Origin of the sequence: Asticcacaulis sp. W401b (genome assembly GCF_046503825.1) — a bacterium.
GTDB lineage: Bacteria > Pseudomonadota > Alphaproteobacteria > Caulobacterales > Caulobacteraceae > Asticcacaulis.
Genome location: NZ_JBKFEE010000016.1, coordinates 50,654 through 62,998, shown reverse-complemented (window position 1 = coordinate 62,998; position 12,345 = coordinate 50,654). Strand labels below are relative to the sequence as shown.

Genomic DNA, 12,345 nt, shown 5'->3' with positions numbered 1-12,345 from the left:
AAGTTCATGCCCGAGCGTACTATTGTAGTGATCGTGGTCCTCAAACTGATCGGGACTGGGCATAACGATCTGGTCGGCCTCTGGATTATAGAAGGCCATATCCCCTTTGTGCAGCAGATTGAAGTCAATGCCCCGAAAGAACGCGTTGACGGCATCCGGATCAACCCTCATCGGCTCAGGGACGGCGTAGAGTTCTGCGGGCAGGCCGTCGATCTGTTCAGCGTTGAAGCACACATAGCTCTTCAGGAACCGTAAAATCTTGGGATCGTCGTCACCGTCCCGATCGACTTCGGTTTGGCGATAGAGGATGGCCGGGCAGCCCTTCTCGCCTTTGCGGACCATGCCACCCAGCCCCTCGGCCTGCTTGAAGGTATAGAAACGGGGGTTAGCCCAACCATTCATAGCCATCTGCATGGCGAGCAGCCAGAGGTTGGTTCCGGAGAAGGGTTGGCCATCCGAGCGGGTCGGCAGTTGCGGCTGACCTCGGTTCTTCCACGGCTGACGCCACGGCAGTTCACCCTTATCCATACGGTCGATCAGTTGGGCGAGCAGGTTATCAAGTGCGTTTGGCTTCATCGGTAGGTCTCCTTGCATTCCCTCCTTCCGAGGGGCGACCTTCCAAGCCCTTCCTTTGCCTTTCCCGCAAAAAGGGCGGGGTTACCCCCGCCTATTCCGACTACATGCACACCTCCGTCACAGGGTACTTCTGAATGATCCTCGTCAGGACGTCGTCGTTCGCCGGAACAAAGACGCGCGCGACGCCGTGGAGCAGCTCGATTACGCATCCCAGGGAGCGGAGGGTCGGGAATTCAGATCGATTGCCAGCCACCTCCAGCCGCTTCTGGCCCATGAAGCGCACGGCCTTGAGATGCAGACCCGGCGACAGAGACAGCGATGCCTTAGCGTCCATCACCAGTTCGCGACACCGGCTGGCGGTGCTTGGCATCGAGCGACTGACATCATGTCCCAGGACGCGAAGGAAGGCGATCGCCTCGGCCTCGTTGAGGATACGGCCAAGCCACCGCTCCCCAGATGGCGACTTAAGACGCTTGACCCGCGTATAGCCCTTCGACAGGTGCTTCCACACCGGAAGGAGAAGGCCTGAGACCAGAAAGAGCCGGTTGGTGTCCCACGGATCGAGGCCGTCATATTCAGCGGTCCACGCTGTCTCCCAGGCGGCCAGCTCGACCTCTTGCCAGCTCGATTCCTCGTAGGCCGCCAGTGGCACAAGGGTTCGCGTACCGTCAGGCCGGTAAATTCTAACCGCCGGCACGAGGAGGTCCTTGTCATCGGTCGTCGTCAGACCCGTCACCAACAGTCCCGTACGGTTCGACTTGCTGTTTATGATGGGCAGTGCGTTGCGGGAGTTGCTACGAATGACGCCCTTGGCATAGTCGAGATCGTATAGCTCTCGTTTATGACGAACCTTGAATTCGATCATCTGGGTCTCTGCACCGGTTTCATCGACGCGGACTACCTGGCTCTGGATCAACTCCAGTTCGTCAGCCACCAGATCCTCAACGCCATTGTCGATGGTGCCTGCGGCTTCCGCCTTCTCAATAATGCCGCGCAGCCGGGTCTCAAAGGCCTCAAACAGGGCATTCTGATCGGCAATCCGCTGAGCCAGAAGTCGATTGAGGAAGGTAGAGATCGGGGGCAGATCCTCGGCTGATTTCAAGACCCCCTCCCCATCGCGAAGCTGAAGAGCTGTCTTATCTTCGAATTCTGCGAGCCCCATGCACTCGATCTGGCCCAGATCCATCGCCTGGAAGAAGGAAACCAGAGCCCGGCGCGCGAAGGCGTTCTCCAGACTGTCCTCGGCCTTAAACATGCCGTTCGAGGTGGAGCGCCGCTCACCTTTAGACAGAGCCCCAAGGCTGTCCAAGCGGCGAGCAATGGTGCTGAGGAACCGCTTTTCACCCTTGATGTCGGTCGTCACCGGACGGAATATGGGCGCATGGACCTGATTGGTCCTGTGGGTTCGACCGATCCCCTGAATGGCGACATCGGCACGCCAGCCCGGCTCCGCGAGATACTGGCAGCGTCGACGCTGGTTCGCGAAGCGCCGATCTGCATGATAGCTTCGGCCGGTCCCGCCCGCCGCAGTGAAACACAGGATGAGCTTTTCGCCGTTGTTGAAGGCATCCGTCTCGGCCTTGTTGGCGGTGGAGCCACGGCGCTCCAGCACCTGCTTTCCGTTTTTCATCACGACGCGGCGGGATCGGCCGGTGACCTCAGCGACCTTGTCCGTCCCGAAGTGGTGGATGATAGCATCGAGGGCGCCTGGCACCGCCGGAAGCAGCGCAAGAGACAGTAATGCCTCTTCGCGCAATGCTAGGGCCTCTTGGGACATTACGGCCCTCCCCTCTTCATCCAGTAGCGGCTTGACCGTTTTGTTCCCTTCCTCGTCCTCCTCTTCCTTCATCGCGTGAACCGGGAAGGCGTTCGAGAGGTATTCCGTCACAAAGTCTCGCGGGGTGAGATCGATGTTCAGATCGTTCCATTCCGACGGCGACACCTCATTCAGCCGCCGCTCCATCGATGCCTCGTTGGTCGAGATCAGCTGCACCACGCAGGCGTTCCCCGCTTCGATTTGCGCATCCATGTCTTTGATTATGGAGGGCGCTTTCAGGCCGCAGAGAAGAGCATTGAAGAAACGTTGGCTGGTCGACGCGAAGGCGGATTTGGCAGCAGCCTTGTGCTGTCCTGAATTCGTTCCTTCGGCGCCGACGATGTTCGTGGCTTCCAAAGCTTTATCAAGATTGCGGTGGATCATATGGAAGGCACCCGCCCAGGCATCCCAGATCTCTATGTCCTGCTCCGTAAGGGGGTGTCGGAGGGGATCAATGTCTATGCCCTCGAAACTGATCATCCGCGCCAAGTAGAGCCCCTTGGCCTTCAACTCCCGTGCGACCAACTCCATGAACGCGATCCCGCCATCGTCCGCGGCCTTCATGAACTCTTCCCGTGATAGGAATGGCGCCTGAGTGCTGCCCCAAAGGCCAAGGCGGGGGGCGTAGGACAGATTGGCGGGTTCGGTTGCCCCCGTGGCGGACACATACATGACGCGGGCATTGGGAACGCGGTACTGCAGGAGAAGCCCGGCCAGCCCTTGTTGCGACGCCTTCTTCACCCCGCGTGATCCCTTGCCCGAAGCAGCATTCGCCATTTCGTGGCTTTCGTCGAAGACCAGGGCCCCGTCGAAATCCTCGCCGAGCCATTCGACAACCTGTTCGAGGCGCGATTTTTTGCCATTTCTCGCCGCCTGTCGAAGCGTGGCGTAGGTCGTGAACAAGATACCCCGATCCATACGTATGGCGGCGCCGAACTTGTAGGTCGACAGGCCGACGATATCATGGGCGTCTCCGCCGACCGACAACCAGTCACGACGGGCGTCTTCGATCAAGGTATCGTTCTTCGACACCCAGACGGCCTTCACCCGGCCCTGCGCCATGTTTTCAGCAATCACTGCCGATACGGAGGTCCCCTTCCCTACGCCCGTCCCATCGCCAAGGTAGAAGCCTTGCCGCAGTTGGAACCCCGTCTCATCATCATCTTTCAAAGGTGAGAAGCCCTGGCCATCATCGTCGATCTTCCAGCGGCCGGGCAGGGTCTTTGAATGCGCCTGACCGGCATAGATAACGACCTCAAGCTGGGCCTCCGAAATGTGGCTGGCCAGCGCCGGTGCAGGTAAGCGCGGAACATAGGTCACTTCGGGGGCGGGTGTCGTTGCCATGGCTGAGGATTCGACCAGTGTCGCCGGATGCGGACGATCGCGATCTGGTGTGAACCTCGATACCTGATAAGCCGAATAAAGCCCAACGTCTCGGGTCTGGCCCGACCAGGCTTTCGGCTGATAGGTCAATTCGGCAACGCTAGCGAGCAGCCGGAGGCGGCCTGACGCAAGCGGCTTCAGCGACGGGGTATCAGTGACCGCGGGTGCCGCGGCACGGAACATACGGGGCTTGGCGTTTCGCCGGGCGGACAAGGCGGCTACAGCCGAAATCGCTTGCTCAAGGGTCTCCGTCAGGACGATGTCCGGAAGACCATGTTCTGGGGGGGCTCTGTCAATAACCAGTAGCCCCGTGTCAACGCTCGTTCCGTGCTTGTAGAAAGCATTGGCGGGCAGAACGAGGCGGCAGTGGACCTGGAAGTCGGCGGCCAGCTTCGACATGTCTTTGCTCGTCAGATAGCCCGCCGGAACGATAGCTGAGACACGTCCATTATCGGCCAGCGTCGCCAGTGCAGCCCGTAAGTGATCATCAAGACCGCTGAAGGGCGGATTCATGACCACGGCGTCGAAGCGGCCGGACAGGTCCAGACGGTCCTTGAGATGACGGGCGTCAAACGCCGAGTGCCCTGCCTGGGGGAAAAGTCCTTTCAGGGTGCCGTGGCGATTGTCGGCGAGTTCGTTCAGATGGAGCTTCGCGCCAGTAGCTTCGGCGATTACGGCAAGCATGCCGTTGCCAGCAGAGGGTTCCAGAACAAGGTCGCCTGTCCGGGTCTGCGCCGCGAGCACGGCAAGGGCGGCAATTTCCAGGGGCGTAGAGAACTGGTCCATCTCCACCTGTTCTTCCGAACGGCGGCTTTGGGTCATGCCCAATGAGGTGTAGGAGGCCAACAGGCGGATAGTCTCGATGGGTGCGTCTTCGAGACGTCCAATTTGAGACGCGATACGCCGTGCATTGATGACCTGCGCCACCTCGATAGCCTCGTAGGCCTGCTTCCATGACCAATGGCCGTCTGCGTCAGTGCCGCCGAACGCGAAGGTCATGACGTCGCGCATCAGATTGACTTCGATTTTTCGTCCCCGGGTGAGGGACGGGTAAACAGAACGCCCGGCGCCGAGAATGGCCGCGGCTTCGCTGAATTTAGGGGTAGCGGCGGCAAAGAGTGAGAGTGTCATCGGAATGTCCTTTCGTGCTGGCCCGTATCCTCGGGCGTCCACTCCAACAGTCCCTTTCCCCCTTCTTTGAATGGGAGTGCGCGCGGCTACCGCTCTCACAGAATTGAAAAAGCCCCCTTGCGGGGGCTTCCGTCATGCAGCCATGGGTGGCACTTCCTCTACGACATCTGGAGCGTCGCTATCCTCACCGGACTCATCCACGGGCGGCGGCGCGTCAGTGTCCACCTCGTCGTCCACCTCGCTGTCGTCGTTCGGGGAAGTCAGTTCAAAATAGTCGTCCTCGTGGAAATTCAGCGCCGGCGGGACATAGCCGCGCTCATGCGCCAGATCGTAGACCGCTTCAGCCAACTGTCCGCGTTTGAGGTGAGTGTATTCTTCAGGATCAAGGCCCATTTTAACCAGTATCGCCAGCAATGCCTTTTTGGAGAAGGCGACGTAATAATCAGGCTCAACAGCCATGTGGGTTTTGAAGTCGTGCCCGATCGTGCGGGCGATCAGGATGGCCTCTGCTCTGGCTTCTTGCCGGACATAGTCGGTCTTAAGCTCGGTCATGTCGATTTGGATGGCGGTAATGTGGCCGAGAAGGTCGAGCTTTTCGACAGGCGTCAGGGTCGATATCCACTCGAATGGATGCAGACCGCTTTCGTCGTATTGCGCCTTATATGCGTCCAGTCGCTCTTTCACAGGCACCAGAAGCGGGTTCTCTACCTCCTTGAACTCCGTCGCCCGAACGCTGGCGCAGACCTTCAGCACGTACTTGCCCGCATCGTGAGTGCGTCCGAGGACCACCTGCTGAAACTGTGCGGATAATTGAACATCCAGCGCAACCATAGGCGTCTCGACCAGGCTGCGGGCAAGTGCGCGACCAGCCAGTGTGGTTGTCCTGAGATGATGGGCGTGTCCATAGAGCGTGACATCGGGGCGTAGGTTGGTTTTGGGTAAGGGCGTCGTGTCGAAGGTCGGCCCATAGCTGTAAGTCCGGGAACCATCCTCCTCAGCACCGTCATTGCGCTCCATGAAGGCCGCATACTCGGTCGCGTCGACATAAAACTGCACTTTCACGTGACCAAGCGCGCCGAGGGAGGCCTTACAGGCCTTGGCAACAAGAGGGTGTGCCTCTTCGTTGAACAGCTCAAGGGATTTTGCGGCAAATGCTTTGGAGAGGGTGATGAATTCAGCGTGCTGACCGCCCTCCCCTGCCACCTTCAGGTCCGCCTTGAGTAACTCGACTTCGGCCTTCAGTTCCGCCACACGGTTCTTGTCGCCTTCGCTCTGGCGCTTAAAGTCCCATGCCAGGTCACGAAAGCCGACCGGATCGGCGTAAGGCAGGTTCACCGCGAAATCGACCGATAACCCGGACATCTTCAGCGCCTTCAGCACAGGTTTCATGGCACTTTTCCAGAGATCGCCCAGGATTTTGGGATCAAGAATTTTATCCGGATGCTCTTCGAACAGGTCCTGTTCGATACGCCCGCCCTTGTCGAGATAGGCTGAAATCGGAAACGCCCGCAGAACGGCGTCCGTGGCAAACACGCCGTCATCGTCGAGGAACTCGCGGATATTGTACTCCTGGATAGGCCCTTCGGAGTCTTCGAGCATCTCGATCAGTGCTTCAATCCGCTCAACGTCCCTGATGCGAGCGATCTGCCTCAGGAGGCTCAGGCGAAAGCGCTGTTGCTTGAAGGCCGCCAGTATCCGGTTGTCGAGTTGTGCAAGCGCAGACATCTTTCTGATCTCTTTGACCTCCATGCCGAGCGATTTGGCGATCTCTTCCAAGCCATATCGCTCCGACAGCAGCCGGTTGAGGGTCAGAAGGATGTCGGCATACTGGATTTCCTTGCGCATCGCATTGGCAATGACGACCGCCTGCGCGACCTCGTCCTCGGTCTCGCAGAGAATGGCCAGAACCGGATGGCTACCGTCGATCGTGCCGGCCTCCAGCAGTGACGACCAGGCGAGGTAGCGACGACGTCCGTCCAGAACCTCGAAGGTGGCCTCGATAGCAGCGGGTTTTACAAACAACGGGATTAGCTGGCCCGCGGCGCCCGGTGCAAGTGTTGCGGCCAAGTCAGGGATTTGGTCATCGGCACCGTCATGGGCGCGAAGATTGAGATCGGAGATCACGAGTTGAGAAAGCGAGAGGACGATGGCCTGTTTGGAGGCGATAGTGGTCATTTTCAGGGTTCCCGGATCGACTGAGGCCCATCCTCAGTTCTGATCCATCCCGAAAAGCCCTTTCCCCTTCTTTTAAAGACCAGTTGGTCCAAAAGCGTGCCTGTTCAGGCGATGGAACATCTCTCGACACCCCTTTTCTTGCAGGCGCGTAAGGTAGTGACGGCGAAGCGCTGAGAAGGGCTGAAGCGGATACGGTGACTGGATAAGCCCGCACGCCGGTTGGACAACCTCAAATGGATCATCGAACCCTGCCTCGCACCAGTGATCAAGCCCGGCACGCGCGGCTTCAATCCATTCGAGTGAACGCGGATCATCGCTGGCGCACATCATGTAGAGCCTGAAGCGGAGTGGACCGGCCTGACGCCCATCCAGCACTGGTGAGAGGTGTACGTCGTCTGGGACATTGCCATAAACGCACACGAGACCGGCCAGATGAAGGTACGACAGGTCGCACCGTAAGCGGTTTTGGGTCTCGACGGGTACGGACGGCAGGGGCCGCAGCCGCATGTCAGCAGGGAGCAATGGGACCAGGCCCTCCCCTGTTCCCTGTAATTCGTCCTCAGGCATTAAAATGCGCATAATTGTCATCCATACCCACCATAGAATGCGTTGAAATCACTAAAACCCTTCGGCGGGAACTCCCGGCGACAGGCGTATCCCTCATCGATCAAGGCCTGGTGCAGACGGCCGGAGCATAGTTCCCCAGCCTTCCCTGGTTCGGCGGCGATGACGATGTGTCTCACTCCCTGTGGCGGGCGCCAGTATGGGAAGGATTTCACGCCAAGTAGCGCGTGGCAAGGCAGGCTGAAGAATTGGCTTGCTGACAATGCCGAAGGGATACCCTCAGCGACGACCATCTCAGTGTCGGAGGGATCGATGCGCACGGCGCCGCCGGGGGGTTTGCTGCCAATGAGCTTTCGCGGGATTTGCAGGCGCATGTCCTTTCGGCCAGCTGCGTCGAGATACGTGATTTCGGTTCCCGTATGGCGGCCATCCCGGTCTGTAACCTGTGCCAAGAAAGCAGGGCGTCCGGTGCCATAGCTCGGTCTATAGGCTCGAAGGGGGGTGTCTGGGCAATGGCGGAAAGCACCTGACTGTAGGGACCGTGCGACTCGCCTTTGCGAAGTGAGCCACCGCTCGGATAGCGTATTACTGATAGCGTATCCCCTCCCCCATATGGTCGTTGCCGCAGCTAGTTTATCCTGGTCCGTTGGACCGGCCCGTGAGGGCTTGCAACCGCCATATCCACCGATTAATCGGTGATCGCTGGTCACTAGGTCTTCTGCCCTAAGCCAATCCATGATTTCGCGCCAATCGTGGTCGCTGAATGCATGTACCCGAACCTTCCCGTTTGCGGTCAGTAGAAGCGATACTGATCTGTCGGATGGGCTGTGACCGGGTCCGGGAATCATGGCTCTATTCCCACCGCTGTAAACTTCACCGCCAAGCTTCTGTACGATGCTATGCACTTTGACCTCCTGTAATCCACGAGGTCATCCCTTTCTCCGTCTTTGGTCAAAATGATGTGGGGATAACGTCCGTATCAAAGCGGCCGGATATGGTGGCCCTCACGAACCACTTTATAAATCGCTTTACCTGCGCATTATAAATCACGTTACCACCACGTTAGCTTTATGAGGTATTTCGCATCATAAATTGCAATAGTGTCACTTTGTCTTTATAGAGGTATTGACCATCTCTTTATAACGTGATTGTAATCTGCTTTATAATTATATCGGCTTCATAAAGCTGAGGTATCCCACTTTGACATTATAAAGTTCAGGGCTTTAGGCGGTCTGGCACTTTATAATGGTAACGACTTTATAAAGTGCGATGCTTCATAAAGGTCCGCTGTAGCGCAGTACCTCCGCTTTATGATCGCGTTATAAAGATAAAGCACTTCAACTCCGCAAGACGAAATAAAGCGTCTTAACTGCAAGGGGATACAGGCATGGCCTTCATCATCGCGTGCGCTTCGTCTAAGGGCGGTTGCGGTAAGTCTACACTGGCGGTAGCGATCGCCGGCGTCTACGCCAGCAATGGCACAAGTGTGCTTCTAATCGATGCGGATGCTCGTCGCAGACTGGAGGACGAGTGGTTCAACGCCAAGACGGTCAGTGCGAACATTCATGTGGTCTCCACCCGTTCCGATGATCTGTCGAAGACTGTCGAGAGCTATCGAGACAAGTACGACGTCATCATCATCGACGTCGAAGGGTCAGCGAACTGGGGCCTCGCGGAGGCAATTAAAGCGGCCGACTTCTGCCTGGTGCCTTCGAACGTAAGCTTTCAGGACCTTCGCGACGCTCAGAAGGTCTATGACCACGTCGATTCTCTCAATAAGGAGAGCAAGCGGTATCGTCACTGCTGGATTGTATGGAACCGTGTACCGCCGGCCATTCGGTCGAAGGAGATGACGGCGACGATGGAGGAGGCGGTTCAGAACGGTCTCCCAGTCCTAGGCACCATCCACGAGCGCGACGCATACAAGGCCATCTTCAGCTATCAATCGACGCTAGACAAGCTGAGGGAAGGGAATGCGGTTCCGTCTGCGGCGAAAGCCGAGTCAGAGATCGCCCGCCTGATAACGGCAATGCACGATGAACTCGAAAAGAAAGCGGCGTAGGAGCTGAGCTATGAATGAACCACTGACCCGCGCAACACTTCGCCCGCCAAAGATTGACCGTCCAGCAGTCCAGGAAGATGACGCAAAGCTGACGGAACTGGCGAAAAATAACGGCTTCGCGGCATCAGGCGGCCCTTCGTCGCCACCCGAACCCAAGCTCCAGCCCTCGACAGTTGCGCCCGTGGTTCCTGCGCCTAAACTTTCACTGCGTGAGCGTCGTCCCGCGAAGGAGGGGAGGAGCGTCTCGTTTAACTGCAAGATGAAGCCTTCCATCAAAGCTCGGCTCGACGAAATATGCGTTGAGCGAGGCCTGTCTCAGGGCGACCTGCTTGAAGAGTTTATCTCGCAGTATGAATAAGCCTGAAGAGCCCGCTTAACAGCGGGTTTTTCTTCGACTAGGGCAGGGGACTATCCACAGCCTCTTCCTGCCGAGCCCTCTGTGTTATATATATGTTAGAGTCTTGTTACGGGTGCTCAAATCACACGTACCGTTTTGATTGTCTGGAATAAATTCAGAGACGCAGTGGGTACAACGACAAAACAAGGTGGGTACTGCGACGAAGCGCGGTGGGTAGGACGACAACCATCAAGAAATCCGCATCGGCCGCACCAATTCAGCATCATATTACCGCTCGATTCTCCTATTCCGACTCGTCAACCGACGTGGATAGCGCGCTGATTCGACAGCAGAGGACTATCGGGTGGGAAGAACGACGAAAATTTCAAGCAATTCATTTTAAGCAACTCTAGTATCCTGTTGAATTCTATAACTTATTGGCAAAGGTAAATTCTCACCCACTACTTGAAGGTCCCTAGGGGGACATTCAAGTGGGCTAAACGACGAAAACTGATTCGCGGGTGGGCAGAACGACAAAGATTCGAACAAAATCTTCCGTTGGGCACCTGCATTCTCACGAAACCCAATGTCGGCGGAAAAAACGATACATTTCTGCCTGTTGCGTCGATCCGTCCTCGACAACGATGCTAATAAGCCAATTTTGGGGTGTGTTAGACGACGAAAATAGTGTACGCAAGGTGGGTAGAACGACGATTCTTTCTAGCCGATTCCACCGACTTCGGAAAATTTCTTTAAATTCCGGCTCTCTGCAGCTCACGGGTGGGTAAAACGACGAAGATTAAGTGGGTAAGACGACGAAGATTTTAACCGTCAGATTGCGAGTAAGCGGATGCCAACGCCAAAGGTGAGAAAAAAAGATATCAACATGGTCAGCGGCAAGTTCCTGCGCATTGAGTCGCAGGCGCTGTTGTTCCCTGAAGAAGATATTCCCCCTGGCGAAGAAGGGACGGACGATCAGCGAGAACCCGACTTTATCGTGATGCAGGAAGAGGAACCAAAAGGGAAAGCGGGCAAGCCTGATCGAGCGGTACTCCTCCCTGACAGACATGCGCCAGACCTGTTTTTCCTCATCGAACCCGTCGGAGATCTTACCTTCAAAGGGGATATGGCGAGCTTCGAGCATCCGATCTTCAGTCTAAGCCTAAAGCCAGACCTAAAAATCCGCCAGTACGAGCATCGGGGTGTGGAGGTTACCATCACGCCAAGTGTTAAGGGTCTGGCCAATATATACGATGGTGACATCCTGATTTATCTGATGAGCCATTTGCGGCGAGCCATGAATGACGGAAGGCCGACCGAACAGGTGATCCGCTTCACGGCGCTGGACTTTCTCCAGAGCACAAACCGCCCAACGGGCGGATCGGGATATAACGCGTTGAGGGATGGCCTGGAGCGTCTTGCGGGGACACGGATCGGAACCAACATCAAGACTGGCGGCGAAGAGGTCTACCATAACTTCTCTATGATCGACCATTTCACGATAGTCCGCGAAGGGCGGACCGGCCGAATGTTGGAGGTAGAAGTCAAGATCTCGGACTGGCTCTACCGCGCTGTCGACCACAAGGAAGTTCTCACCGTCCATCGGGACTACTTTCGTCTGCGGGGGGCATTGGAACGCAAGCTCTATCAACTCGCCCGGAAGCATTGCGGTAACCAGGAGGAGTGGCAGATATCCTTCGACGTCTGCCACAAGAAATCGGGCACGCAGTCATCGATGAAGGAGTTCCGCCGAATGGTCCGGGAGATCGTCGAGGACAACGAGCGGGCCGACCACTTCCCCGATTACACGATCGAGATCGAAGGCTCGAACATCGTCTTTCGACGTCGTAAGCGGAATAAAAACTCAGCACGCGCGTTGGGTTCAGCCCGTCGCCCGATCGTGAGCCTCGACACCTATGAAAAAGCCAAGGCTATCGTTCCTGGCTATGACATCTATGCGTTGGAAGCCGACTGGATCGAAATGTCCCAGCAACTCGGGCAGCCGATAAAAAATGCAGACGGTGCCTTCCTCGGATACTGCCGTTACCGTGCCGGGAAACAGGGCAAGCGATAAGTTTCCGACCGACCCGATATTGTGATAGGGGAGGGGGATGCCCACACACGCCTCAAAACCTAAGCAGGATTGCCCAATCGAATATCGGGACGATTACAATGCGTCCAAAACCCGTCGCCGTGGACGTGGGCTCATGGGGATCGTTCTCATTTGTGCGCTCGTACTGGCCGCCATTGGTCTTGGGATGTGGGTATGGCGTGGGGTCGGACTTTCGACTTCATGATAGT

The 12,345-nt window shown here is 57.0% G+C and carries 7 protein-coding genes; 3 read left to right on the top strand and 4 right to left on the bottom strand.

The window, feature by feature from the left end; all coding sequences use genetic code 11:
* The 4 genes from ACK8OE_RS18420 to ACK8OE_RS18405 all read right to left on the bottom strand — a co-directional run.
* Window positions 1–576: ArdC-like ssDNA-binding domain-containing protein (locus ACK8OE_RS18420; RefSeq protein WP_410273791.1), on the bottom strand; the 576-nt coding region annotated here is incomplete at its 3' end.
* Between the two features lie 100 nt (window positions 577–676).
* The gene (locus ACK8OE_RS18415) at window positions 677–4,906 is read right to left on the bottom strand and encodes a strawberry notch-like NTP hydrolase domain-containing protein (protein WP_410273790.1); all 4,230 of its coding nucleotides are present in this window, start codon (window positions 4,904–4,906) and stop codon (window positions 677–679) included.
* 132 nt (window positions 4,907–5,038) lie between these two features.
* Entirely contained in the window at window positions 5,039–7,081 is a 2,043-nt protein-coding gene (locus tag ACK8OE_RS18410; RefSeq protein ID WP_410273789.1) for a ParB/RepB/Spo0J family partition protein, read from the bottom strand.
* Window positions 7,082–7,665: 584 nt separating this feature from the next.
* Window positions 7,666–7,938, bottom strand: coding sequence for a toprim domain-containing protein (locus tag ACK8OE_RS18405; protein ID WP_410273792.1), 273 nt, complete (start codon window positions 7,936–7,938; stop codon window positions 7,666–7,668).
* Window positions 7,939–9,032: 1,094 nt separating this feature from the next.
* Here ACK8OE_RS18405 and ACK8OE_RS18400 point away from each other — a divergent pair.
* From ACK8OE_RS18400 to ACK8OE_RS18390, 3 genes are all read left to right on the top strand, one after another.
* Window positions 9,033–9,707, top strand: a complete 675-nt coding sequence (locus ACK8OE_RS18400) for an AAA family ATPase (protein ID WP_410273788.1) — start codon at window positions 9,033–9,035, stop codon at window positions 9,705–9,707.
* Window positions 9,708–9,717: 10 nt separating this feature from the next.
* Window positions 9,718–10,065: a hypothetical protein gene (locus ACK8OE_RS18395; protein ID WP_410273787.1), complete on the top strand. Its 348-nt coding sequence runs from the start codon at window positions 9,718–9,720 to the stop codon at window positions 10,063–10,065.
* Window positions 10,066–10,930: 865 nt separating this feature from the next.
* On the top strand, window positions 10,931–12,118 hold the full coding sequence (locus tag ACK8OE_RS18390) for a replication initiator protein A (protein WP_410273786.1): 1,188 nt from the start codon (window positions 10,931–10,933) through the stop codon (window positions 12,116–12,118).
* Window positions 12,119–12,345 lie beyond the last annotated feature (227 nt).